The organism is Dermatophilaceae bacterium Soc4.6 (assembly GCA_039889245.1).
Classification (GTDB): Bacteria; Actinomycetota; Actinomycetes; order Actinomycetales; family Dermatophilaceae; genus Lapillicoccus.
In genome coordinates this window covers 1417520-1442538 of sequence record JAZGVH010000002.1, presented here as the reverse complement: position 1 = coordinate 1442538, position 25019 = coordinate 1417520, and the positions used below count along the sequence as shown (strand labels likewise).

At 68.2% G+C, this 25019-nt stretch carries 23 protein-coding genes; 11 read left to right on the top strand and 12 right to left on the bottom strand.

Annotation, left to right across the window (positions count from 1 at the left end):
- Positions 1 to 16: 16 nt before the first annotated feature.
- Entirely contained in the window at positions 17 to 298 is a 282-nt protein-coding gene (locus V3N99_06610; protein ID MEO3936415.1) for a PaaI family thioesterase, read from the bottom strand.
- Positions 299 to 371: 73 nt separating this feature from the next.
- Positions 372 to 722 carry a winged helix-turn-helix transcriptional regulator gene (locus V3N99_06605; protein MEO3936414.1) on the bottom strand — a complete coding sequence of 117 codons (351 nt, stop codon included), beginning with the start codon at positions 720 to 722 and terminating at the stop codon, positions 372 to 374.
- Here V3N99_06605 and V3N99_06600 point away from each other — a divergent pair.
- The gene (locus tag V3N99_06600) at positions 721 to 1746 is read left to right on the top strand and encodes an MFS transporter (protein ID MEO3936413.1); all 1026 of its coding nucleotides are present in this window, start codon (positions 721 to 723) and stop codon (positions 1744 to 1746) included. The two genes, V3N99_06605 and V3N99_06600, sit on opposite strands and share 2 nt — an antisense overlap.
- Positions 1747 to 1843: 97 nt before the next feature.
- On the opposite strand, the gene V3N99_06595 is transcribed toward V3N99_06600, so the two are convergent.
- On the bottom strand, positions 1844 to 2392 hold the full coding sequence (locus V3N99_06595) for a cysteine hydrolase family protein (protein ID MEO3936412.1): 549 nt from the start codon (positions 2390 to 2392) through the stop codon (positions 1844 to 1846).
- A gap of 62 nt (positions 2393 to 2454) precedes the next feature.
- Between V3N99_06595 and V3N99_06590 the strand changes: the two genes are divergently transcribed.
- Positions 2455 to 2835 carry a metalloregulator ArsR/SmtB family transcription factor gene (locus V3N99_06590; GenBank protein MEO3936411.1) on the top strand — a complete coding sequence of 127 codons (381 nt, stop codon included), beginning with the start codon at positions 2455 to 2457 and terminating at the stop codon, positions 2833 to 2835.
- A 298-nt stretch (positions 2836 to 3133) separates the two neighbouring features.
- Here V3N99_06590 and V3N99_06585 read toward each other — a convergent pair whose 3' ends face one another.
- The 4 genes from V3N99_06585 to V3N99_06570 all read right to left on the bottom strand — a co-directional run bounded on the left by V3N99_06585 (position 3134) and on the right by V3N99_06570 (position 7613).
- On the bottom strand, positions 3134 to 3841 hold the full coding sequence (locus tag V3N99_06585; protein MEO3936410.1) for a LamG-like jellyroll fold domain-containing protein: 708 nt from the start codon (positions 3839 to 3841) through the stop codon (positions 3134 to 3136).
- A 237-nt stretch (positions 3842 to 4078) separates the two neighbouring features.
- Positions 4079 to 4912: a galactose oxidase-like domain-containing protein gene (locus tag V3N99_06580; GenBank protein MEO3936409.1), complete on the bottom strand. Its 834-nt coding sequence runs from the start codon at positions 4910 to 4912 to the stop codon at positions 4079 to 4081.
- Between the two features lie 338 nt (positions 4913 to 5250).
- Positions 5251 to 6849, bottom strand: a complete 1599-nt coding sequence (locus tag V3N99_06575) for a GMC family oxidoreductase (GenBank protein ID MEO3936408.1) — start codon at positions 6847 to 6849, stop codon at positions 5251 to 5253.
- Positions 6846 to 7613, bottom strand: a complete 768-nt coding sequence (locus V3N99_06570) for a glucose 1-dehydrogenase (protein ID MEO3936407.1) — start codon at positions 7611 to 7613, stop codon at positions 6846 to 6848. Before V3N99_06570 ends, V3N99_06575 begins: the two co-directional genes overlap by 4 nt.
- Positions 7614 to 7742: 129 nt before the next feature.
- On the opposite strand from V3N99_06570, the gene V3N99_06565 reads away from it, so the two are divergent.
- From V3N99_06565 to V3N99_06555, 3 genes are all read left to right on the top strand, one after another.
- Entirely contained in the window at positions 7743 to 9545 is a 1803-nt protein-coding gene (locus V3N99_06565; GenBank protein MEO3936406.1) for a glycoside hydrolase family 15 protein, read from the top strand.
- Between the two features lie 185 nt (positions 9546 to 9730).
- Positions 9731 to 10804: a sodium:calcium antiporter gene (locus V3N99_06560; GenBank protein MEO3936405.1), complete on the top strand. Its 1074-nt coding sequence runs from the start codon at positions 9731 to 9733 to the stop codon at positions 10802 to 10804.
- 264 nt (positions 10805 to 11068) lie between these two features.
- Positions 11069 to 13186 carry a hypothetical protein gene (locus tag V3N99_06555; protein ID MEO3936404.1) on the top strand — a complete coding sequence of 706 codons (2118 nt, stop codon included), beginning with the start codon at positions 11069 to 11071 and terminating at the stop codon, positions 13184 to 13186.
- Between the two features lie 400 nt (positions 13187 to 13586).
- On the opposite strand, the gene V3N99_06550 is transcribed toward V3N99_06555, so the two are convergent.
- Positions 13587 to 14558, bottom strand: coding sequence for an NUDIX domain-containing protein (locus tag V3N99_06550; GenBank protein ID MEO3936403.1), 972 nt, complete (start codon positions 14556 to 14558; stop codon positions 13587 to 13589).
- On the bottom strand, positions 14555 to 16357 hold the full coding sequence (locus V3N99_06545; protein MEO3936402.1) for an ABC transporter ATP-binding protein: 1803 nt from the start codon (positions 16355 to 16357) through the stop codon (positions 14555 to 14557). Before V3N99_06545 ends, V3N99_06550 begins: the two co-directional genes overlap by 4 nt.
- A 692-nt stretch (positions 16358 to 17049) precedes the next feature.
- On the opposite strand from V3N99_06545, the gene V3N99_06540 reads away from it, so the two are divergent.
- From V3N99_06540 to V3N99_06525, 4 genes are all read left to right on the top strand, one after another.
- Positions 17050 to 17967: a helix-turn-helix domain-containing protein gene (locus V3N99_06540; GenBank protein MEO3936401.1), complete on the top strand. Its 918-nt coding sequence runs from the start codon at positions 17050 to 17052 to the stop codon at positions 17965 to 17967.
- A 10-nt stretch (positions 17968 to 17977) separates the two neighbouring features.
- Positions 17978 to 18706 carry a hypothetical protein gene (locus tag V3N99_06535; protein ID MEO3936400.1) on the top strand — a complete coding sequence of 243 codons (729 nt, stop codon included), beginning with the start codon at positions 17978 to 17980 and terminating at the stop codon, positions 18704 to 18706.
- A gap of 639 nt (positions 18707 to 19345) precedes the next feature.
- On the top strand, positions 19346 to 19612 hold the full coding sequence (locus tag V3N99_06530) for a type II toxin-antitoxin system Phd/YefM family antitoxin (protein MEO3936399.1): 267 nt from the start codon (positions 19346 to 19348) through the stop codon (positions 19610 to 19612).
- Entirely contained in the window at positions 19609 to 19887 is a 279-nt protein-coding gene (locus tag V3N99_06525; protein ID MEO3936398.1) for a type II toxin-antitoxin system RelE/ParE family toxin, read from the top strand. Before V3N99_06530 ends, V3N99_06525 begins: the two co-directional genes overlap by 4 nt.
- Before the next feature lie 154 nt (positions 19888 to 20041).
- Here V3N99_06525 and V3N99_06520 read toward each other — a convergent pair whose 3' ends face one another.
- A complete protein-coding gene (locus tag V3N99_06520) occupies positions 20042 to 21037 on the bottom strand; it encodes a Fic family protein (protein MEO3936397.1) in 996 nt (331 codons plus the stop codon).
- 384 nt (positions 21038 to 21421) lie between these two features.
- Positions 21422 to 22234: a hypothetical protein gene (locus tag V3N99_06515; GenBank protein MEO3936396.1), complete on the bottom strand. Its 813-nt coding sequence runs from the start codon at positions 22232 to 22234 to the stop codon at positions 21422 to 21424.
- 222 nt (positions 22235 to 22456) lie between these two features.
- Here V3N99_06515 and V3N99_06510 point away from each other — a divergent pair, with 222 nt between their 5' ends.
- Positions 22457 to 22798 carry a hypothetical protein gene (locus V3N99_06510; GenBank protein MEO3936395.1) on the top strand — a complete coding sequence of 114 codons (342 nt, stop codon included), beginning with the start codon at positions 22457 to 22459 and terminating at the stop codon, positions 22796 to 22798.
- Between the two features lie 132 nt (positions 22799 to 22930).
- Here the strand turns inward: V3N99_06510 and V3N99_06505 are convergent, their stop codons facing one another.
- Positions 22931 to 23308 carry a hypothetical protein gene (locus tag V3N99_06505; GenBank protein MEO3936394.1) on the bottom strand — a complete coding sequence of 126 codons (378 nt, stop codon included), beginning with the start codon at positions 23306 to 23308 and terminating at the stop codon, positions 22931 to 22933.
- 331 nt (positions 23309 to 23639) lie between these two features.
- Here V3N99_06505 and V3N99_06500 point away from each other — a divergent pair, with 331 nt between their 5' ends.
- Complete coding sequence (locus V3N99_06500; GenBank protein ID MEO3936393.1) at positions 23640 to 24869, top strand: IS110 family transposase; 1230 nt, start codon at positions 23640 to 23642, stop codon at positions 24867 to 24869.
- The last annotated feature ends 150 nt before the right edge of the window (positions 24870 to 25019 follow it).

Sequence of the window (25019 nt, the reverse complement as noted above, 5' to 3'; positions counted from 1 at the left end):
TGCCCCCCAGCAGGGTTCACTCGGGGAGAGGAAACACCAGCAGCGTCGAGGTGGCAGTGGCGATGAGCTTGCCTGCGGCGTCTCGCACTTCGCCGTCGGCGAAGGCCACGCGTTTGCCCGGCTTGAGCACGCGGCCGGTCGCGGTGAGCTCACCGCTGTGGGCGTGCACCGCGGCCAGGTAGCTGACCTTCAGCTCGAGGCAGGTGTAGCCCAGGCCGAGCGGCAGCGTGCTGTGCACCGCACACCCGACGACCGAGTCGAGGAGCGTGCAGACCAGCCCGCCGTGGACGATGCCCAACGGGTTGTAGTGCGACTCGTCGGGCTGGCAGGTGAAGACGACCGCTCGGTGCCGCGACCGGCGCTGTCGGCGTTCATGCCGGCACCAGCCGGGCGTGCGAGCCGTCGATCGGGAGGTGGCACACGTCGCAGGTCCACACGCCGTGCACGGTGTGCCGGTCGTCGCCGTGCACCATCCGCGACGGCGGCGACACCACCGCGTGCGTCTCGCCCCACTGCCGCAGGGCGTTGAGCACGGGGCGCAGGGCCCGGCCCGAGTCGGTCAGGTGGTATTCCCAGCGCTCGGGGTGCTCCGAGCAGCGCCGACGCGCGAGGACGCCGACCTCGACGAGCAGGGCCAGGCGCGCGGCGAGCCGGTCTCGCGGGGCACCGGTGCCGGCCCGCCCCGGAGCCGTGCTCGGCGTCCTGTCGCTCGCGGCCTTCATGGCCAGCCTCGACCTCTTCATCGTCAACGTCGCCACCGCGCCCGACCGGCGCGCCCGAGCCGTGCGCATCTGGGCCGCCACAGGCGCCCTCGCCTCGGCCGCGGGACCCGTGCTCGGCGGTCTGCTCGTGGCGGCCTCGTGGCGGTGGGTCTTCGTCATCAACCTGCCCATCGGCATACTCACCGTCGTGATCGCCGCGCGCATCGTGCCGTCCGTGGTGTCGGACCGGGGAGGGCGGGTGCCCGACCTCGTCGGGGCCGCGACCCTCGCCGTCGGGATCGGCGCTCTCGCCCTCGGCCTGGTGCAGGGGCCGGAGTGGGGCTGGGCGAGTGCGGGGGTGGTGACCGCGTTCGTCGTCGCGGTCGGGGGGCTGGTCGTCGTCGTCCAGCGCTGTCGAACCCACCCGGTGCCGGTGCTCCAGATCGCGCTGCTGCGGGTGCGCGCCCTCGCCTGGTCGAACGTCACGTCGCTGGTCTTCAGCATCGCCTTCGCCGCGTCCCTGCTGACCCTGGTGCTGTGGCTGCAGCAGGTCTGGGGCTACTCCGCGCTGCGGACCGGGCTCGCCGTGGCGCCGGGCCCGCTGATGGTGCCGATCTTTGCCGCGGTCGGCCAGCGGCTGTCGCGACGGGTGCCCGTCGGGGTGCTGGCGGCCGCCGGCTGTGTGCTGCTCGGGGCGGGAGCCGTCCTCGTCCTGCTGTCGGTCACGACCACCCCGAACTATGCCGCCGGCGTCTTGCCGGGCTGGCTGGTCGGCGCGGTCGGCGTGGGTCTGGCGCTGCCGACCATCCTCGGTTCCGCCACCCTCGACCTGCCCGCCGACCGGGCGGCCACCGGCAGCGCCGTCGTCAACGTTGGGCGACAGGTGGGGTCGGTGCTCGGCATCAGCATGCTGGTCGTGCTGCTCGGCACCCCCGACGCCGGCTCCGCCCTCCCGCCCTTCCAGCGGGTGTGGTGGGCCACCACCGGGTACGCCGGGCTCGCCGGGCTGGCTGCCCTGGGGATGACCCCCCGCTCGAGCAGGTAGCCCGGCCAGCGCCCCTGCTCCTCGTCGCCGACGGGATCCGGTCGGTGGGTGTGGACCGGGTGCACCCCGCGCCAGCGCATCACCGCCGGCCGCGCCTCTAGCTGTCGGTGGAGATGAGCTCGGCTGACGGTGTGACCGTGGCGTAGAACTGACCCAGGGCGGCGACGAAGGCGGTGTGGACGTCATCTCCGGAGACCGTCTGGCCGTCGTACTCGAGGGCGGGCGCTGCGCACGCGTCGGGGACGAGGGTCATCGTGAAGCCCAGGTCCGAGCCGGCGCGGGTGGTGGCGTCGACGCACATGCTGGTCATCATCCCCACGACGACGATCTCGGTCGTTCCCCGCTCGCGCAAGCGCTGCTCGAGATCGGTGTGCAGGAACGAGTTGGGTGACCGCTTGGTGATGACGAGCTCGTCCCCGGCTGGGCGCACCGGATCCATGATCTGTGCGCCATCGGTGCCCTCCACCAAGAACCCGGCCGCGGCGGGGCTGAGGTGCTGGATGTGGATGACGGGCTCCCCGGAGGAGCGGAAGGCCTGGAGGACCTCGCCGGCCCGGGCCGCGGCCTGCTCGGGCTGGTGCAGCGGCATCGCGCCGCCGGGAAAGTAGTCGCGCTGGATGTCGATGATCACGAGGGCTCGGCTCACCCTCCCACCGTAACAGACGTTCTAACGTCCGTAAGAACGTTGACCTTGCCTATGCTGCGTCGATGGATGGAATCTCTGCCCTTCGCGTCCTTCCTGAGGCCCACGCCCAGACGATCAGGGACCTCCAGCCCGCGGGTGAGGCCCTCAGTGGCCGCGCCAGGCAGGTCGCGGCCTTCGCTGATCCGACCCGCCTAGCGCTGGCGATCGCCCTACGAGCGGGGACGGAGGTGTGCGTGTGTGACCTCTCTTGGATCGTGGCGCGCCCTGTGCAGCTGGTGTCGCACCACCTGGGCAAGATGCGCGCGGCCGGGGTGGTGTCGTCACGTAAGGAAGGTCGACTGGTGATGTGCACCCTCACCCCGGACGGTGTGCAGTTGCTCGAGGCCCTCGCCCCCGGACCGAGCGCTGCGGCGCTCGGTCCGTCGGTCCGCGCTCAAGCCTGAGCCGCAGCCCGCCCAAACCTGAGCCGCGGGACCAGGCGTCGGAAGCCACGCCTCCGGTCAGACGCCGAGCTCGTGAAGGCAGGCAGCGACCGAACGGGGTCGAAGGCTCGGCACGGCTTGGGCGCTGGTCGGCTGCTCACGCTCGTCTTGCGCCAGGGTCAGCTCGGTCATGGGTCGGCCCGTTCTCGCCATCAGACCACGTCTCCTACATATCTTGCGAATTTCCGGTGCAGGACACAAGACGGGATTGAAGAACTGACCAGGACAGGCCATGCGCGTGACCCTGTGGCTACTTCAGTTACCCGATTGTGATGGAGACCTCGTCGACGAGGCCGGAGAAAAAGTGCGTGTTGTTCGGTTTTCCGCCGAGGGTGAGGTCCACGGTGTTGGCGATACTTCCTACTATGCGCCCGGCGGGGGGACCCGATACGCCATCGGTCGTCACATAGGCTTGTGTGGAGGTGAGGTGGCATTCCACGCGGTGGTAGGTGCTGTCAGTAAGGCGCTTCGGCCCATAAACGCGGTTCTTAAGCCCTCCGGGAGAGTTGAACGCGCAGTCCGGGTACCCGAATCTTGCGGAGGTGGTGTTGCCAACCACCTCAAGTTTGTAGGCGCCACCAAGGGCGGTAGCGGTCCCCTTCTCGAGCAGGTTGTAGTCACCCGCCGAAAGGTTGGTCGGCACGTTGACGTAGGCGGAGATGGTGAGCGGCGCCGAGTAGGGGTTGAGGTCGTCCGCAGTCGGCACACGGACGATCGGGGCGTTGCCGGTGAGGTCGAACCCCGAACCCAACACTCCGGGTGCTCCGAGCCCGACGTCGGGGCTGATCGCGCCGTGGTGGGCGAATCCGGAGCTATCGACCATGACAGAGGAGCCCGCCGCCTCATCGAGATGCCACATCGACACCACCATCGGGCCAGAGACTGCGGGGGCAACCGCCGCATCTGCGGACGAGCCCACCGTCATCGCGCCGAGCGCAGCCACAGCCGCCCACGTCAACCGCTTCATAGTTACGTTCTCCCGATGGCACAGATGGCGAATAGCGGTCCCGCGCGGACGTGGGACGGGCGGCGACGTGTCTTGCGGTCGATACCGTGCAGCATAGATGCTGGGAAATCCTGTCGTCACGACATTGGCAAACTGGCTCGTGGCCGCCCTACGGTACCCGCGTGGGACGACCACCTGGGACCCCACGCGGGATCGGGGACCTCTCACCGATCCACGTGAGAGGTCCCCGACACGCGGTTATCCGATGTGGATCCAGGTGGCGACGGAGGGGACCCCGGTGCTGTCGACGAGGAAGAGCAGGTAGTAGCCGGTGAGGGCGACGGTGTCGGAGGGGACGGCGACGGTGAGGCCGGTGGTCGAGCGGTCGGTGACCGCGAGCTCGATGTGGCGTTCGCTGAAGTCGACCGTGTGGGTGGCCGCTCCCGGGCTCATGAGGACCGCCCGGCTGTTCACGTCGGGGGTCTCGATGGTGAAGCCGGAGCCGTGGGCGGCCTGGGAGGGTGCGGCGATGATGGTCGGGCGGGGGCCCTGGAAGAGGTAGGGCGGGGAGTAGATCTCGTCGGCGTTACCCCCACCGCCGGAGCCGGTGTCCCCGGCGGAGAAGACCCGGCCGTCCGGGAGGAGGACCGCGGACGAGTGGTACCCGCGCCGTTCCACCTGGGAGGCCAGGGTCGTCCAGCTGCTCGCCCCAGGCACGTAGCGCAGGGCGCTGAACTGGGGCTGGAGGAACAGACCCTGCGAGTTGCCTCCGACGCCGAGGAGGGAACCGTCGGGCAGCAGCACCGGGCTCATGTGCTCGCGGACCTGCGGCAGGGGCGCCAGCCGGGTCCAGCCGACGGGAGAGGCGGCGGCATCCAGGGACTCAAACCCCGCGGTGGCCGTGCTCGCGTCGCCCCCTCCGATCAGCGCGGCGACCGTGGACCCGGACGGCGACCCGGGCAGCAGGACGGCTCCCTCACCGCTCTTGTGTCGGGTGATCGGCTTGGGCAGCGGCGTCCAGGTCCAGGTCGCCGGGTCGAGGATCGAGGTCGTGCGGGAGGTCTCCTCCAGGACCGTGCCGTTGGGCAGCACGCACTAATTATCCCTACAGCTCGGACCGGCAACGTTGGGGCCGGAGCACTGAAGGGACCAGGAGTGGGGACTGTCTGCTGCCGCCGAGGCCGACCGGGCCGGTGGACGAAGGCGAAGCAGACCGGCCAAGAATGGACCTGCGGAACGCGGACGAGTTCCGAGTGCACCCTGCCACCGGTGAGGGCGTGAGGGGGCGTGGCTGGGGCACCGGATCATGGGGCGGCGAACCCCACCGCGTGATGGGCCGCGGGTCGTTCTACGCGGGACACATGGGCGGTCCTCGCCGAGGACGCCCCGTACCTGCAGGCCGGATCTGGGTAGCGCGGGCCTTGTCGCGGTTAGCCGGTGAGGCGGGCGGCGATTCGCTCGGCGACTCGGAGCGCGTTGGCGATGATGGTGAGGGTGGGGTTGACGGCGCCGATGGAGGGCATGAAGCTACCGTCGACGACATAGAGGTTGTCCAGGTCGTGGGCCTTGCAGTCGAGGTCCAGCGCGGAGGAGCGGGGGTCGGTCCCGAAGCGGATGGTGCCGGCCTGGTGCGCGGTCGCCGAGACGTCCATGGCCTTGTGCAGGTAGAGGCTGCGCTCGAACGACGTGGACTGGAGCCCGAGGTCGGTCAGCATCGAGTCGAACGTCGCGCGCAGGCGCTGGAGCCCCTCCCTGTTGTTGTTCGGCTGCACCGCGAGCTTGACGGACCCGTCCGGTCGCAGGCTGACCCGGCTGTCGGGCAGCGGCAGGTCTTCGCTGGCCAGCCAGAAGTCCAGCGAGTGTTTCGCGACGAAGCCGTAGGGCAGGTTGGGGCCCCATCCGAGCCCCTTCGGGGCTTGCCCCTTGACCTGCCAGTCATCGGACTTGCCGAGCATCTGGATGTTGCCCATCGGGTACTGCCACTTGTCGCTGGGTCCGTAGAAGTCGTTCAGCGCGAGGGTCTTTTGGAACACGGTGGGGTTCGGGTCTCGGGAAAACGCCATCAGGGCAAGGTTGTTGTGGCGCATGTAGTGCCGGCCCACGACGTCGGAGGAGTTGGCCAGCCCGTTCGGGTGGGTGTCGTTGGTCGATTTGAGCAGCAACACCGAGGACAGGATGGATCCTGCCGACAGCACCACGACGTCGGCCGTGAACGTCACCGTGGAGCCGTCCGCCATGCTCGTGACCACCCCGGTGACGGTGCGTCCGCTGGGATCGGTGATGAGCTTGTTCGCGGTTGCGCGGGTGAGCAGTGTCAGGTTGCTGTGCGCGGCCAGTGCCGGACGGATCACTGCCCACTCCGCGTCGGCCTTCGCCCCGACCAGGCAAGGGAAGCCGTCTACCCGGTCGCAGCGGATGCAGCGGGACTCCGGGGTCGCCTCGCCGTGTTCGTCCTGGATCAGATCGACCCCGATCGGGAGGTGGAAGGGGTGTAGTCCCAGCTTCTCCAGCCCGTCGGACAGCTGCTGGATGCGCGGCGCGTGCCGGACCGGCGGGTAGCGGTAGTCCTGGCTGGACGCGCCGGCGAACGGGTCCTCACCGTGGCGACCGTGCACCCAGTACAGGTGCTCAGCCTGCACGTAGTACGGCTCGAGGTCCCCGTAGCTGATCGGCCAGGCCGGTGCGATGCCGGAAGGGTGGCGGACGTTGTCGAAGTCGTGCGGCAGCAGCCGGAACAGTGCCGCGCCGTAGACCTTGGAGTTCCCCCCGACGAAGTAGTGCAGCTCAGGGTGAAAGGTGTTGTCGTCGATGTCGTAGAACGTCTCGTCGGCGGTGTACTTGCCCTGCGCGAACACGGTTCGGGAGTCCCAGTTGTCGCGCTCACGGGGAAGGTAGTCCCCGCGCTCGAGCAGCAGCACGCGCTTACCGGTCTCGGCGAGCTTGGCGGCGGTGGTGCCGCCTCCGGGGCCGGACCCGATGACGATGACGTCGTACTGGCCGGAGCCGTCGGGGGCGGGTTCGGCGCTCACAGGCCCACGCTGCCCTGCATGATGCCGCCGTCGACGACGACGGTGGTCGCGGTCATGTAACCGGCCTTGCCTGAGGCCAGAAACACCACCACGTCGGCGATCTCGGACGGCTGCGCCATCCGTCCGAGCGGGATGGCCGCGTCGAGGGACCTCATTTTGGCCGGGTCTGCCTCGGTGCTGGCATTGATCGGTGTCGCGACCGCGCCCGGGGCGATGTTGATGACGCGGATGTCATGGGCGCCCAGCTCGACTCCGGCGGTGCGGGTCAGCATCCGGATGCCGCCCTTGGACACGCAGTAGGCGATGTTGCCGGGCATCGGCCAGTCCTCGTGGACGGACGAGATGTTCAGGACCAGCCCGCCACCACCCTGGCTGATGAACTGTTTGGCGGCGGCTTGTGTGCCGAAGAAGGCGCTCTTCATGTTGATGGCTATGACTTTGTCGAAGTCGGCCTCGGTGGTGTCCAGCAGCGAGGTGCGGGTCTCGATGCCGGCGTTGTTCACCAGGACGTCCAGGCGTCCGTAGGAGTCGACGGCGGTCTGGACCATCCGGTGGATGTCTGCAGCCTGGGACACGTCGGCCTGAACGCCGACGGCGTGTCCACCAGCAGCCTCGACCTTCGCGATCAGGTCCGTGGTCTCCTGCGGGTGGGCGACGTAGTCGATGACGACGTTTGCGCCCTCAGCCGCGGCGGCCAGGACGATGGACTCGCCGATACCGCTGTTCCCGCCGGTGACGACGATCGACTTCCCCTGCAACATCATCTGCGCTCCCGCGTGCCGGTTGACCGTTGTTCGCCCGAGCGAGCGCTCGGACCCTCGCCCTCAGCGTGACACGGGAGCCTGCGACGCACTCAGCGGGGTGCGGCAGATGTCCGGTGGCACTATCAGTTTATGAGCCGCATTGAGGATTACGCCCTGCTCGGGGACCTTCAGACCGCCGCACTGGTCAGCACTGCCGGCTCTATCGACTGGCTGTGCCTGCCCAGGTTCGATGGCCCGGCGTGCTTCGCCGCGCTGCTGGATACCCCGGATGCCGGGCACTGGCGGATCGCACCGGCCGGTAGCGCGGTTTGCACGACCCGCCGCTACGTCGAGGACACGCTCGTGTTGGAAACGGAGTGGCGGAGCCCTTCGGGCACCGTGCGGGTGATCGACTTCATGCCGCCCCGCGGGCACGCCCCGGATGTGGTGCGGATCGTGGAGGGAGTGCAGGGGAGCGTGGCGATGCGGGGCGATCTTCGCCTACGTTTCGACTACGGCCGGGTCACACCCTGGGTGCGCCATCACGGTGATCGGACCGAAGCCATCGCCGGCCCCGACCGCGTGCGGCTGCGTACCCCGGCACCTACCCGGGGTCAGGAGATGTCGACGGTTTCGGAGTTTACCGTCCGCGCCGGGGACCGGATTCCGTTCGTGCTGACCTGGAACCCCAGCCACGAGCCCCCGCCGAAAGCAGTGAATGCCGAGGATGCGCTCCGCGACACGCTGACGTTCTGGCTCGAGTGGTCGGCTCGCGGCGCTCCGGTGACCGGTCCCTACCGCGCGGCCGTCAAACGGTCGCTACTCACGCTGAAGGCGCTGACTCACTACCCCACCGGGGGAATCGTGGCCGCCGCTACGACGTCCTTGCCGGAGCAGATCGGCGGCCCCCGCAACTGGGACTACCGCTACTGCTGGTTGCGCGACTCCACCTACACCCTGCAAGCCCTCATCTCCGCCGGCTACCTGGACGAGGCGCGAGCCTGGCGCGAATGGCTGCTTCGGGCTGTAGCCGGCGACCCGGCCGACCTGCAGATCATGTACGCCCTGGACGGCACCCGTCGCCTGCCCGAGGCCGAGCTGCCCTGGCTCGCCGGCTATGAGAACTCCAAGCCGGTGCGCACCGGTAACGCCGCCTCAGACCAGCTCCAGCTCGATGTATGGGGCGAGACGCTGGACGGTCTGGCGTTAGCCCGCGACGCCGGCATCGTTGCCGACGACGATGCGTGGGACCTGCAGCTGGCCCTGATGGAGCACCTGGAAGGCAACTGGGACCAGCCCGACAACGGTCTGTGGGAGATGCGCGGCGCCCGCCGACACTTCACCCACTCCAAGGTGATGGCCTGGGTCGCCGCCGATCGGATGGCCACTGCCGTGCGCACCAACCCCGGCCTGCACGGACCGGCGGACCAGTGGGAGGCGCTGCGCGACACGATCCACGCCGATGTGCTCACCCACGGCTACGACGCCGACCGCAACACCTTTACCCAGTCCTACGGCTCGCCCGGCCTGGATGCCAGCCTGCTCATGATCCCGCGCGTGGGCTTCCTTCCCCCGACCGATCCCCGGGTGCTGGGCACCATTACCGCGATCCAGCAGGGGCTCACCGAGGACGGGTTCGTCAAGCGCTACAACACCACCGACTCCGGCGACGGCCTCACGGGGGGTGAAGGGCTGTTCCTGGCCTGCTCGTTCTGGCTCGTCGACGCCCTCCACCTCGCAGGCCAACAAGGCGACGCCACTGAGCTGTTTGAGCGACTTCTGGCCCTACGCAATGACGTCGGGCTGCTCAGCGAAGAGTGGGACCCCACGGCTGGTCGCCAACTCGGCAACACGCCACAGGCATTCAGCCACTTCCCCCTCGTCACCAGCGCTCTGCAGCTGCACGCGGGTCACGGCCATCTCAGCAACCTACCCATTCGCCCCTCCTCCTGAGCTGAGTGGCGCTTCCGGTAGTCCCAGGCGCGAGGTGGGTGTCTGGCAAGACTCTCGGTGCGGACTTGACCGGACAACTCGGCTGTGCCCTCGAAGGTGCGGGTCAACGCGTCAGGCGACTCCGAGCGCAGCCCAGCGTCGAGGGGTGGGGAGGGGTGGGGAGCGGTCGCCATTATGCTGCGGCCGTGAATATTCTGCCGCACCTGCCCCTGTGGGCCGAGCTGCTGATCTTCGTGGTCAGTGCCGCCGTGATCTGGGTGGCTGGGATCCCGTTGTCGAACTACACGGACATCCTGGCCGACCGGCTCCACCTCGGCCAGGCGCTCGGTGGGCTGATCCTGCTCGCCGTGGCCACCAACCTGCCCGAGATCGCCATCACCTACAGCGCAGCGGCCAGCGGCAAGCTCGACGTGGCGGTCAGCAACATCCTCGGCGGGATCGCCATCCAGACGGTCGTCCTCGTCGCGTTGGACGCGTTCGGCGTGCGTGAACGACGACCCCTGACCTACCAGGCCGCGAGCCTGACGCTCGTCATCGAGGGGGCGATCGTCCTGGCGGTCCTCGTGGTCGTGGTGATGGGCACCCAGCTGCCCAAGACCCTCGTCGTTGCTCGCCTCTCCCCGGACGTCGTCCTCATCGCCGTGGTCTGGGTGGTCGGGCTCATGCTGACCCAGCGGGCCGGATCGCACCTGCCCTGGTCCAACAGCGGTGAAGCCCCCGACAGCCAGCCCAAGCCCCGCGGCCACTCGCAGAAGACAAGGTCAGCGGAGGCGACCAGCAAGGGTGTCAGCACCACGCGGGTCGTCCTCGTCTTCGGAGCAGCGGCCGTGGCGACCCTCGTCGCCGGTGCCCTGGCCGAGGAGAGCGGTACCGCGGCCGCTGACCAGGTGGGGCTCTCGGGGGTCCTCTTCGGCGCCACCGTCCTGGCCGCCGCGACGTCCCTGCCTGAGCTCAGCACCGGACTGAACTCGGTCAAGCAGGGCGACTACAAGCTGGCCTTCGGTGACATCTTCGGCGGCAACGCGTTCCTGCCCGTTCTGTTCCTGCTCGCCGTCCTCGTCTCCGGCAAGGCGGTGCTGCCGAACGCGCACGCCGCCGACATCTACCTGACCGGCCTCGGCGCCCTGCTCACGATCGTCTACATGGCCGGGCTCGTCTTCCGCCCAGCCAAGGTGCACGCCCGCCTCGGCATCGACAGCATCGCGGTGCTCGCGCTTTACGTCCTCGGCGTCATCGGACTCGTCGTCCTGCCGCAGTAGTAGAGCCCTGGGAATCGCCCACCCGACGCGCCGAAGTGTCGGCGCACACGCAAGACCCAAAGATGTCCGGCCCACCGACCCCGGGAGCGAGCAGGGGCCCTGAATACCGTCGGGTGGGGAACACCACTTCAGGCGGTGCGCCCACTGACCAGACTTGACTGCCAGCCTGCCGCAGCGGTCTGGCCGCGGGGGAGTGCAAGGTTGGGATGGGTCCCCCTGGGGTCCCGTCACATCGGCGGATACCGATCAGGTGGTTGACGAAGGGTGCCGCTGGGGGCCCTGACCAGCGTGATCGCATTGGCGGCGTTCGGGTTACCGGCCGCGCCGGCGAACGCGGCGGCTCAGTCGCTGCGCCTGGCGGGCACGTCGTCGGCGCAGACGGGCAGCTTCGCCCCGGCAGGAGCCGGAGACATCACCCAGGTGGAGTTTCCCGGGCAGCTGGATTCGGCTCAGGGCCCTGCCCCATATTCGGGTTCGATCGTCAATCGGAGCAACTCGGGCGGCAGCGGGCCGGGGGTCACGGTCCACAGCGGGCAGAAGGCCAAGTCCGCGCCTCAGCTCGGGTCGAGCTTCGAGGGGCTGAACCTGTACCAGCAGCGGTTCGCCCGCGGAGGCAACCAGTTCACCGTCGAGCCCCCGGACCAGGCACTGTGTGTGGGCAACGGGTTCGTTCTCGAGGCCGTGAACGACGTCCTCAACGTGTACAGCCCGTCGGGGCAGTCCGTACTCCCGGACAACACCGCAGTCAACGTCGTCGCCGGGTTCCCGCGCGATGTGAACCATGCCGTCGACCTGAACTCCTTCTACGGGTACGCTCCCGCGATCAACCGCACGACCGGAGTCCGGGCACAGTTCGTGACCGACCCCAGCTGTCTGTACGACGCAGTGACGCAGCGGTTCTTCGTCACCGCGCTGACCTTGGAGACGAACCCCAACGGATCGTTCACCCTCGCGAACCACCTCGATATCGCTGTCAGCCAGACCTCGAACCCGACTGGATCGTGGAACATCTACCGGCTGGACGTCACCGGTGACGGGTCGAACCCCGACCCGGCCAACGCCTGCCCGTGCCTCGGCGACTACCCCCACATCGGGGCCGACGCCAACGGTTTCTACGTCACCACCAACGCCTACCCGTGGGCCGGCAGCGGGTTCGACGGGGCACAGATCTACGCCCTGTCCAAGGCCCAGCTGGCCGCGGGCGCAGCGAACGTGAACCTCGTTCATGTGAACACCTTCGGCACCGTCGCAGTTCCCAGCGACGTCGGCGCGAGCCAGCCGGGCTTCACGGTCTGGCCGGCCCAGTCCCCCGGCACCGGGTCGTTCGAAGCAGCCGCGAACGGCACCGAGTACCTCATGAGCTCGAACGCTGCCGACGAGGCGAAGCGACCGGTGGCCGGGGTCGGCGGGGACCACACCTCCCGCCAGATCGTCGTGTGGGCGCTGACGAATACCTCCTCGCTGAACACCGCCTCACCGTTGCTGAGTCTGACCAACCAGGTCATCGGCGCAAATCAGTACGCAGTACCGCCCACACAGCAGCAACCCGGTTCGGGAACGGCTCCCACCACCGCCACCCCTCAAGGGCGCTGCATCAACGACACCGCCACCGTGTTGTTCACCGGGCAGCTCGGCTGTTGGCGGCTGCTGGTCGGCGGCGAACCCGCCCACAACGAGGTCATCTCGCGCCCCGACAGCAACGACACCCGGATGCAGCAGGTGACGTACGCCAACGGCAAGCTTTGGGGCGCGCTGGACACCGCGTTGAATCCCGACGGTGGACCCCAGCGCGCTGGCCTGGCCTGGTACGTCGTCAAACCCGATGTCTCCACCGGGACACTCGCCGCGAAGATGGCGCTCCAGGGGTACCTCGGCGTCGCCGGGGCCGACCTGACCTACCCCGCCATCGCCGTTACCCCCTCCGGGCGCGGCGTTATGGGCTTCACCTACACCAGTGACAGCGTTTACCCCAGCGCCGCCTACGCCCCCATCGACGCCGTCGTAGGAGCCGGACCATGGTCGATCGCAGGCCCGGGTGGCCAAGGGGCCGCAACCCATGACGGCTTCACCGGATACCAAGCCCAGGTCGGCAACCCACCCCGCACCCGGTGGGGCGAATACGGCGCCGCTGCTGTGGATGGCAAATCCGTATGGATCGCCAGCGAATACATCGCCCACGCTTGCGACTTCCCTATCTGGGTGGTCCCTTCTTCGCCAGCGGAACCGGAGACAACGTCCTCGGCACCTGCGCCGGGCCCAACCACGGGCCGGGCACCCGGACGGCACTCGGCAACTGGTCCGCAACTGGTCCACACGGATCAGCCAGCTCACCCCCTAACCTCCGAACCCGGCTCAGGGGGCCTGAGGTGGGAGCCGGGATGACACGCGGGGAGCGGGGCGATCAGACGGGGGTCCGGGACTCGTGTCTGGCCAACACGCACCGTCCGCATTGTGCTCAGTCACCAGACTTCACTGCCGGACTGCCGGACTGCCGGACTGCCGGACTGCCGGACTGCCGGACTGCCGGACTGCCGGACTGCCGGACTGCCGGACTGCCGGACTGCCGGACTGCCGGACTGCCGGACTGCCGGACTGCCGGACTGCCGGACTGCCGGACTGCCGGACTGCCGGACTGCCGGACTGCCGGACTGCCGGACTGCCGGACTGCCGGACTGCCGGACTGCCGGACTGCCGGACTGCCGGACAGGGGACTGCCGTGGCGGTCTGGCCCCGTGTCCGCTCAGAAGGTCTGGGCGGGTCCCGCTGGGGGGCGACCGAGTGCTCAGGCGGCATCCCGGGAAGTCGTTGTTGAGTCGTCCGGTTGGAGCGCTTCCGTAGCAGCCCTGGCCAGGATCTCGGGCATGGGCAGGTAGTGGGCGCCCGTGTAGCGGTGACGGCTGCCGGTGAGTACCCACGCGGATCCGCGTCGGTTCCCGATGTCTGGGTCCAATCGAATGTTCTCTCTGACCGCGAGACGCCGAAGGATGGCGCTGATCACATCTTCGTGGGTGCAGATCACGGTGCCTCTGCCTCGGGCTCGATCGACAAGGTCCAGGCTGTCGGGCAGGCGACCGTCACTCAACGAGTCATGGACCTCGATGGCCAGGGACTGCCGGTCGGCCAACGGGCCGATGGTGTCGACACATCGTCGCGCGGGGGCGGACAGTACGCGGTCGATCTGGAACAGGGAGGATAGGCTGGTGAGCGACCGCGCGACCTGTTCGCCGTCGGCCGTGAGTGGTCGCGTGGTGTCGTTGAGCGGCCACCGTCCTCGGGGGGTAGCCGCTGCGCCTCGCACGAGCAGGACGGGCCGCGGCCGTCGCTTCGGGGTCACCTTGAGTTCTGCGTGCAGCAGCGCGGCAAGAGCGAGGGGGATGGCTCGTTCCCTGGGTTTGGTGAGGATGGCGGCGGCCTCGGGCAGGTCAAACCAGCGGACTCCGTCGATCTCTTTGTTGGCGCGAAACTTTCCTCGGGTCGGTGTGACGGCCCAGTAGTAGGTGGTTTTCGCTTCGCCGGATCGGGTGAGGTATTCGAGGGTGGGCAGTGTCCAGCTCAGGCGGCAGCCGAGGCCGGTCTCCTCGCGCAGTTCTCTGGTGGCGCAGGCCGGGGCTGACTCTCCGAGATCGAGGTTGCCCTTCGGGATTGCCCAGTCGCCCGGTTTGCGTCGGTGAACGAGCAGGACCTGGGGCTCGCCGGCGGAGTCGACGCGCCATGGCAGCGCACCAGCACTGACGTTCGGGGATGGAGCCTTCATCCGCTGGCCTCCGTCACGGTGGGCAACAACCTCAGCGAGGGGATGGGTTCGTTCGGGGTGACGTGTTGGAGACGGTCGAGCCGGCTGTAGAGCCTGCCGGCCTGGACCAGCTCGTCGTGCCGGCCGGTCTCGACGACCCTCCCGTTGTCGATGACATAGATCCTGTCGGCGCGCCGCAAGGTCGACAGGCGGTGGGCGATGATGAACACGGTGCGTCCCTTCATCAGCCGGTCCAGGCCCCGCATGACGTACTGCTCGGAGATGGCGTCCAGGCCGGACGTGGGCTCGTCGAGGAGGACGATCGGGGTGTCTCGGACGAAGGCGCGCGCGATCGCGATCCGTTGTCGCTGGCCGCCAGAAAGACTCGTGCCGCGTTCCGCGACAGGGGTGTCGTAGCCGAGGGGGAGGTTCCGCACAAACTCCTCGACGTGGGCGGCGCGAGCGGCCGTGAGTACTTGATCACGGGTCACGTTCTCCGCGCCGTAGGCGATGTTCTCGTAGATCGTGCCGCAAAAAAGGATGGAGTCCTGCAGCACGAGGGAGATTTGTTTGCGGACGGTAGCCAACTGCAGATCTCTGATATCGATGCCGTCCAGGAGGACGGCGCCTTGTGTGACGTCGTAGAGGCGGGGGATCAGGCTGATGATGGAGGATTTCCCGGCACCGGTCGGTCCGGTGATGGCGATTACCTCACCTGGCTGCGCATGAAGGTCAACGTCGCTGAGTACCGCACTGTCGGCGTCGTAACCGAAGCTGACTCCGCGCAGGCGGACCGCCCCGGTGAGGGCGGGCGCCGGCCGTGCCGAGGGAAGGTCGACGACCATAGGGGCCGTGTCGAGAATTTGGCTGAGGCGTTCAGCACTGGCCTGGCCTCTGCTGATGACCGTCGTGAGCTTGGCCAGAGCTTTCATCGGGTCATACAGCGCCTTGAGGTAGGCCAAGAACACCAGGAGCAGCCCGAGGCTCATCGTGTCGGCGAGCACCCGTTGAGCGCCCACCCATAACACCAGCACAGTGCCGGCTGCGACGATGACATCCACCAAGGGTGAGAGCGCAGACTGGAGCTGGACGACTCGTAGACCAGCATCCATGCGGGCGAGGTTCCGGAAACGGAAACCGGCCTCATGTCGGCCCTCGGTATTATAGGACTGCATCACCCGCACCGAGGAGAACGTTTCGCTGACCGTGGACGCGATGTCGCTGTCTTTGCTTCGGGCCGCCCGTGAGGCTGCCTTGATGCGGCGTCGATACAGGACCACGGTTCCGAACAGCAATGGTGCCACGGCCAGCGCGATCAACGCGAAGGTCGGGTCGACGATAAAACAGATCGTCGTGATGAAGGCAAGGACAAGCACGTTAGGAACCAGGACCGACAGCGACGAGACCAAAAGACCCTGGACGTAGTCGACGTCCGTCGTGGTGCGGGTGAGGAGGTCACCAAGGCGCTGCCGGTCATGAAAGGATAACGACAACCGCTGCAGGTGGGTGAAGACCTCGGCTCGGATCGCGGCGGTCACCCGCTCACCGACACCACCCAAGACTCGGCTTCCCCAGTACGTCGCCACGGCGTTGAGGACGGTGAAGCCCACTAGGGAGGCAAGACACAAACCCAAGAGCGCAGGTCGGCCGAGAGTCGAGAGCCCAAGGCGGTTGAGGATCGCGTCACTGTTCGCATTCGTGGGTTTTTTGAGAATGTCGTCGACGATGATTTTTAGCGGCCATGGCAACGCCACGTCCATGGCCGCAACGAGCGCCACGAGGCCCGAACCGATGACGAGCGCACGAGAATGGGGCGACATGGCGCTCCGGAATTTCCAACAAGTTCGTAGCAACGCAGGGCCTCCGTTATAGGGGTGAAGCCCTCGCGGACCCCCATGTCTGGAGGGGGTAACAGGCCCACTACATACACAAATCATACCAAAAGGGTCATGACAGGGTCGGAGGCGTCGACGATAACTGGCCGTTCGGCTATGCGGGGCTCATCTGGTCGGTGGTCTTGTTGCGACGCAGATCGGGCAATCCCGCCGGACTGGACGCTGAGGTCTTGGGCCGACAACATGGCGTCGTTGTGCGACATCGTGGGCAGACTGAGGCCCGTGGGTTCTGGGGCTGTCACGGGGTGTTGCCGTCGCGCCGACGTGGGGTAGCCGCCTGGGATAGCCCGCCAAGATGGTCCTGTGCGGCGGGGGTCACGAAGCGCCCGGGAGGGGGACCCGCGAACTTGGGGAGCGACTCTTCGCCTCACCCGGGCCCCACGAGGACACCCATGGCGCGCAGGATGCCGTTGCGCTCGGGAAGGGACCCGGGAGACCGGCGCGTGACCATGGCCCGGATCTGTCCCGGATCTGTCCCTGCGCTGCCCCGCCGTCGGACACGATGGACACGCACTTCCTTTCCCCTGATGGCGTGCACGACGAGTCACGCGCTGACCCAAAGGGTATTGCCTAAAACCTAGAGGATCTTCTAGAGTTGTGCAATGACGAGTATGAGCGTGTCTGAGGCGTCTCGGCGGCTGGGCGTTGGGGTCCAGCGGGTCCACCAGCGCATTGCCGATGGGTCGCTGCCGGCGCAGCGGGTGGGATCGCAGTGGGTCATCGAGGAGCAGGCCGTGAGCGGGCTGGACCGCCGGGGCGCTGGTCGTCCGCTGTCGCCGGCGTCCGTTTGGGCGGTGCTCGTCATGGCTGCGGCGGCCCATGCCACCGGGACGGAGGCGGACAAGAACGGGTCAGCGCAGATGGGACCGGCGCAAGTCGGTGGTGCGGAGTGCGGGCAGACACTCAGCGACGCCGTCCGCGCGCTGACTCCGACCGCGCGTTTCCGGGCGCGGGCCCGTCTGCGGGACCTGGCAGCTCGAGCCCGAGCCGCTGAGCTGGGCGACGCGGCTGCGGAGGAGACGGTGGCTGAGCTGGCCGCGGACCTGCGTCTGATGTTCCGGCGGCGGGCGGACCGGGTGGTGTACCGGGTAGCACCCGCTGACCTGGCGGACCTGCGTGCCGACGCCAGGGTCGACCTGGCGGGGGTGTCGCTGCCGGAGTCGGGTCTGGCGTCGGCCGACCTGGTGGAGGGGTACGTCGCTGATGACGAGCTGCCCGATCTGGTGGCCGAGTTCCTCCTCGTGCCCGTGTCTCCCGTGTCCCCCTCGTCCTCCGCGTCCACACGCGAGGGGAACGTGATCCTGCACGTGCGCGACAGTGGGCGCGTGCCGCGCGAGGTCTCCCGCGCCGTTCTGGTTGGTGGGGGGCTGCTGCTGGCGGTGGACCTGGCCGAGCACCGGACCCCGCGCGAGCAACTGAAGGCAGCGCAGGTCCTGCGCACGGTGAGCAAGCGTGTGGCCCAGTCGGTGGCCGCGAGCGGGCGAGCGCGGAAGCCCGACGTGGATGAGACGGGGCGGGTCGATGGCGGGGCCTGAGATTCGTGGGGTGGGCCCGGTGTCGATGCCGGTGATGTCCGCCGCGCAGTCCGCGTCGTGGCACGGGTTGATGGACGTGTACGAGCAGGTCTCGAAGGGGTGGACGCTGGTCGGTGGGCAGATGGTGCATCTGCACTGCGCCGAGCGTGGCTCGTCGCCGGGACGGCCCACGGACGACGTCGACACGGTCGTCGACGTGCGCGCCGCTCCGGGCATGCTCGAGACGTTCACCCGGGCCCTGCTCGGTCTGGGGTTCACCCCGGACACCTCAGGGGATGGGCTGCAGCACCGGTGGCGTCGAGATGCTGCGCAGCTCGACGTCCTGCTACCGGACGGCGTGGGGGAACGCGCCTCACGACGATCCGGGGCCGGAGGCGCACCGAGCCTGTCCACACCCGGTGGCACCCAGGCGTTGCACCGCAGCGAGACGGTGCGTGTCGTGGTGGACGGCAGGACGGGCACAGTCGTGCGCCCGAACCTGGTCGGAGCGCTGGTCATGAAGGCTGCGGCACACACCGCCGTCGGGGACGCGGCACGGGGCCGGCACCGCCAGGACTTCGTGATGCTGGCCGCCCTCCTGGAACGGCGCGACTTCCAAGGCGCGCAACTGGGCCACAAGGACCTGAAGCGCCTTCGTGACATGGTGGGACGCTGTCGGGTCGACCCGGTCGCCATAGCGGTAGAGCTCGCCTCAGATGGCCTCGACCGCCTCGAGATAGCGGCCGGTCTAGGCACCTGAGCCTCAGCGGCTGCGGCCAGGCGCGGAGAATGTTCCAGACCGCCGCCAGTATGGACTGGTGTGTGCCCCCGGCAAGATTCGAACTTGCGACACCCGCTTTAGGAGATCAAATCAGATCGAAGTCTGGGCCGGTACATGACCTGCCGCAATGCTCGAATCAAGCTGTGACGCAACGAATCCCGGTTCTTCAGTGGATGACACCAGCTGACTCTTATTGCCAGCGTTTTAGGTCCTCTCACGGAACATCCACGGAACGTCACCCACGAGTTCGAGGCTGGGCCACCTGACGTTGTGGGCGCCGAAAGTCACCTCGAAGCCGCCCCCAAACCACGGGGTCAGCCTGGCCGAGTGACACGCTCCTTACCCGCCGGAAGGGACGGCCCGCCCTCGTGGTGGAAGGGGACGGCCGCCCAGGCCCCACGGCGGTGTAACGGTCGCCCTCGCGTGTGTACAACGGCCACCCTCGCGGGGGTATCGAAAGGCTGCACTCGCGGCGGTGTGGGATAGCCGCTCTCGCGGCGGTGTGGGATAGCCGCACTCGCGGCGGTGTGCAGCGGCCGGCAGCTCCCCGCACTCATGCCAAGGACAGGGCGGTGATGGCTCTTGCGCCCAGGCGTCGCGGACGCCACAATTGTGTCCATGTCTGTTGAGCCCCTGCGCGACGTCCGCAACCACTTCAGCGAGGTCGTGGACCGCGTCGAGCACGAGCACGAGCGCGTCACGGTGACACGCAACGGGCGTCCCGTCGCCGTGATCATCAGCCCGGCCGACCTGGAGGAACTGGAAGAAACCCTCGCGGTCCTGAGTGATCCCGACGCCCTCGCCGACATCCGCGAAGCCGACGCGGCATATGCCGCCGGTGACGTCGTTCGCGGCTCCGAGGCCGTGCGCGCGCTGCGGTCGTGAGCGACAGCAACTACGAGCTGGTCCTGACCCCTCCAGCGACCCGGGCCATCCAGTCTGGCCTGCCTGAGGGGGTGTCGGCGGCCGTCATCGAGTTCCTCACCGGCGCCCGCGTCGACAATCCCCACCGAGTGGGCAAACAGCTGCGCGGCGACCTCGAGGGCATCCTCGCCGCACGCCGAGGCACCTACCGCGTGCTCTACCGGGTCAACGAGGTCACACGGGAAGTCGTGGTCCTCCGTATCGAGCATTGGCGCGACGCCTACCGACCCAGGTGACGGCAACGGCCGCGATGTGGGAGTACCACTCGCGGCGGTGTGGGACAGCCGCACTCGCGGCGGTGTGGGACAGCCGCACTCGCGGCGGTGTGGGTTAGCCGCACTCGCGGCGGATAGACGCAGGTTTCAACCGGCGCCAACCTCCAAGGGGCACCTACGTTGTCACACGCAGCCACACGGCTGAGCGTCCTGTGCCCTGCGGCTTGAGGCGTCCTTCGTCCTTCAGCTCATTGAGGACGAGTCGGATGGTGGGGTCGCTGATTCCGGGTAGCGCGGCCCTGATGTCGGAGATCGCAAAGAGGGGCGCCCCATGCCTCAGGACGTGCTCACGGACGCGTTCCGATTTCGTGCCTCCAGACCTATCGGCGGCCACCCCCTCAGCGAATCGGGTGTAGCCGCGAGCGAGGAGTGTGCTGAAGTACGCGAGCCAGGGCCACGGGTCGTTGGCGTGGTCGTTCCAGTCGTGGGTTGAGTCGAGCAACGCCTGGTAGTAGTCGTCGACGGATTCGGCGATGAGCTGTTCGAGCGACACGAAGCGGCCCACTCCATACCCGGCTTCGGCGAGAAGGGCGTTCGTCAGTGCGCGCGCCACCCGACCATTGCCGTCGTCGAACGGGTGGATGATGAGTAGATCCAAGACGAATATTCCGACGAGGAGCACTGGATGGTGTTGGTTTGCCTTGACGGCATCGGCGTAGCGGTCGATGAGGTCAGCAACGTAGTCCTGGGTGCGAGCTGCAGGGACGGGCTTGAACCGGACGGTTTGGACCCCGTCGGGAGACCGGTCGACGACAAGGTTGTCGTTCTGCTTGAAGGTCCCACCGGTGGTCCGGGTGTCCGCGAAAAGCAGTCGGTGCAGGTGAAGGAGCAGGCCGACGTTCAGGGGGCGCCAGTCCTCGGCGAAGAGGTAGTCGAGGGCAGCGCGGTAGCCGGCGAGTTCTTGTTCGCTGCGGGTGCGCAGCTCGATCGGCTTGTTGGCGATGATGGCGGCCGCACGGCTGCGGTTCCTGACGACGACGCCCTCAAGGGCAGACGACGCAGTGATGCTCGCGACCCGAGCGCGGTTGGCCAGCCCCGTCAGTAGGTCGGGCACCTGGTGGAGGTACAGCCCCTCGCTGCCTTGGCCCCGGTCGACGTCGCGCAACGTCATGACCACGGGCGCTGGCACAGCACCGAGGACTCGGTCCAGGTCGGCGAACGAGTGCACTAGAAGCCCTCACAGACGGTCTAAACTACCTATTGCGGCGGTCGCTTATGTAGTTTATACCCTTCATGAGGGTCTAGTGGTACCTCTCGAGCCGGCGTGCCAAGCCGCTGTCCACCCGGCTGGCTCGATGTGCTCACCGGGCGGTCGACTGGCGACGGAGTGGGTGAGCCGCACTCGCGGCGGTGTGGGACAGCCGCTCTCGCGGCGGTGTGGGACAGCCGCTCTCGCGGCGGTGTGGGACAGCCGCTCTCGCGGCGATAGGACGCAGGTCGGAGATAGCCGCGCGCAGGCAGCCTTGCGGGGGGATCCTTGAATTGTCGGTGGCCGTCAACCTCGTGCTTGGCGCGCGTTCGACCTAGCCTTGACGGCCGTGGCGATGTCTTCCGGCGACCCAATGCTGATGCGCTCGTCGATGAGGCTAAGCAGGCGGACCGGACGTCCAGCGGCCGACGCGGCTTCAATCTTGTGGTGACCGTCGAGCAAGAAGTGGCTGAGCACCCAGTGCTCGTAGTAGTCATCACCCTCCTCCATCGCGGGCTGGACCACATCGAGCAGCGAGTACGCCACAGCCGTAGGCAGCGTCGCGCCGCTCGCCCCGTACGCAGCGAGACGCCCGCTCTCGTTCCACGCGGGAGGAACCATGGGAACGACGAACTCGTAGAGATGCGCCTGATTGCCCATCGGCGTCTCGAAGGTTCGGTAGTAGAGCGAGCCCGGGCTCTCAGGCACGCCGAGAACTGGGTCGACACCCCAGGTAGCGACTTGCTCGTGGCTGAAGTAGTCGGAGGGGTCCCCGGGCGTGACGAGCTCCGGCACCACTTCGAGCAAGATCGCCGTATAACGGGACGCGGGCAGGGCCTGCCCGTAGACCCGGAGTACTTCGTCGTCGATGTCGTGCAGGCCGGTGTTGAGCCGTGCGTTGACGAGACCCAGCTCGGCGTTCTCGGGCTCGCTCAGCCTCTGGAAGATTGCCGGACACGTCCCGCACCACAGGGCGAGCTCAAACACGGGAACGCCCCGCAGGGTCAGTCGCCGGGGTGGGAACGCGGTCCCGGGCGGGGGTTTCGGTGTTGGGACGGCTACGAGGGCGAGCTCATCCTGAACCCCCAACTCAACGCCTCGCCGCACGTCGATGACCACACCCTGACCATACGGGCCGCCGCCGCGTCGCGGCGCGGATGCTGGCACTGCCGTGCCGCACACGATGGTGACATCGGCGTGGGGATGGCCGCACTGCTGGTGACTATCCCGCTCTACGCGACCTGCGGAGAAGCCGGACGAACGCACTCGAAGCCCCTCGAAGGCGAATGGATGCTCCGAAATTTGGTCGCCGCGAGCGAGACGTCCGAGCAGGATGAGCAGATGCAGACTGTCACGCTCTGGCGCCCGACGGGACCAGCCGAGCTTGCCCTCGTGGAAGCCTCCGGTTGGCGCGCCTGGCCACCGCGGCTACCGGATCAACCCATCTTTTACCCCGTCTTGAACGAGGAGTACGCGACCAAGATCGCCCGTGACTGGAACGTCAAGGCCAGCGGAGTGGGGTACGTGACGCGCTTCGAGGTCGACAGGTCCTACCTTGAGCGGTACGACGTCCACCAGGTCGGCGGCCACACCATCCTCGAGTACTGGATCCCCGCCGAGGACCTCGAGGACTTCAACCAGCACATCGTCGGCACCATCGAGCTCGTTGCCGAGTTCAGATAGCGCCCGACAGGCGGCGGAGTGGGACAGCCGCACTCGCGGCGGAGCGGGATAGCCGCACTCGCCCCCCTCTGATTGCGGTGTGATTATGAGCCCCGTCGCCCGTCCGGAGCCCGGGAGGTTGGCTTCCCACGGTCAGTGGTAGATCAGGACGTAGGTGGTCCAAAGGCCCACAGCGACGACCGTGCCGGCGGCCGCGGCCGCGAGCCGTGGCCAGCGTGGTCTGGCGGCCCCACGCCCTGCCTGGACGAGGTTCCACACGCCGTAGACCAGGAAGCATCCAATGGCCACGGCGATGCCGATGACGAGGGTGCGGTCGTGCCGCCAGCCGTAAGTGGCAGCTGCCGAGATGCCTGCCAACAGGGCCAGGCTCAATCCGACGGCGACCGCCTCGCCTACGACCTCGCCGAAGAACTCCCCAATCCCCCGGCGCACTCGATCCCCCCGGTGCGCGCGATGCTTGCGCACCGCTGGCGTTGGGCCGGGCTCCGCGGGAGGCAGCACGTCGCTCACGCTGTTCCCTCTCTCGTGTTGGCCGTACCAGGTTGGCACGCCGTCCACTGTGCCGGTACGTAATCACACTGCAATCAGAGGGCGGCACTCGCGGCTACTAGAGACTGGCGGCAGGACCGGTGTCTGGCCAGACTCGGTCTAGGTGACCGGCGGGCAGCTCTCCTTGCGGCTGCCCACTAGCGGAATCGGTGTGGCTCACCATCGGTCTGCAGCCCGCCGGTCACCGCTGACGAGGCGTGGCTCAAGAAGGGACTGCCCTGCTCGTAGTAGCTCGTAGTAGCACTGCCCACCTCGCCGTCCCCTCATCGGCACGTACAGGCGGGAGCGTCACATGGAGCACCACAGATATATCGAGGAGCACGTCGTCATCGGGGTTGACCCGCACAAGCTGTCTGCGACCATCGAGGTCGTCAACGGCCGGGAGCAGCTGCTCGGCGCCGGGCGGTTCACAACCGACGCGGCGGGATATGCGGGCATGCGCAGGTACGCCAAGGCGTGGCCCGAGCGGGTGTGGGCGGTCGAGGGCGCGAACGGCGCCGGTCGCCCGCTGGCTCAGCGGCTGCTCGAGGACGGGGAGGACGTTGTCGACGTCCCGGCCAAGCTGGCGGCTCGGGTGCGGCTGTTCGATACCGGTCACAACCGCAAGACCGACGCCCTCGACGCGCACTCGATCGCGGTCGTCGCCGTCCGCACCGAGGGGCTGCGGGTCTTGAAGGTCGACGGGGAGCTCGAGGCGCTGCGGATGCTCGCCGACCGGCGCGAGGCCCTGACCCGCCGCCGGGTGGAGACCGTCAACCGGCTCCAGGCCCTGTTGGCTGAACTCCTGCCGGGACAGGCGAAACGCGACCTCTCCACCGCCCAGGCCAAGGCCCTGTTGGCGATCGTCCGCCCCCGCGACATCGCGGGCCGGACCCGCCGGCGGATCGCCGTGGAGGAGCTGGCCGAGCTGGTCGCGGTCGAGGTCAAGATGAAGAAGGCCACCGCCGAGCTGAAGACGATCGTCCTGGCCCGCAGGTCACGCCTGATGGACCTGCACGGTGTCGGGCCCGTGGTGGCCGCGCGGGTCCTGGCCGACGTCGGGGAGGTGGCCCGGTTCGCTGACCGCAACCGGTTCGCCTCATGGACCGGGACCGCACCCCTCGACGCGTCGTCCGGAGAGCAGAACCGGCACCGGCTCTCCCGCGCCGGGAACCGGCGGATGAACCACATGATCCACATCGCCGCGGTCACCCAGCTGCGCCAGGACACCGACGGTAGGGCCTACTACCGGCGCAAGCGCGCCGAGGGCAAGAAGCCGCTCGAGGCGCTGCGGTGCCTCAAGCGCCGGATCTCCGACGTCATCTATCGCCAGCTCCTCGCCGACGCCGAACGCGACGCCGAGCAAGCCGGCGGCACGGGTCCGGGAGGGCACTGCGGGGCGTCTCAAGAATCCAGCGCGGTCGACCTACCCCCGCACATCGACACTTCGGATCAGCCACTTCCCGGACCCGCAACACCGACGCTACGCCCGACCCCAGCCCCACGGAAGACCCGCCAGCGCGCCCTCGTCTCGACCCCTTGACAACAGAAGGGAGCCGGAGTGGGACAGCCGCACTCGCGGCGGTGTTGGGCGGTCGCATTCGCGGATAGAGACGGCGCCAGCACGACGCTGTGCGCGCCTTGGACGAGGCAATGACGTCGTGCAGGCAAGCGTAAATGGAGCGCGTCGCCA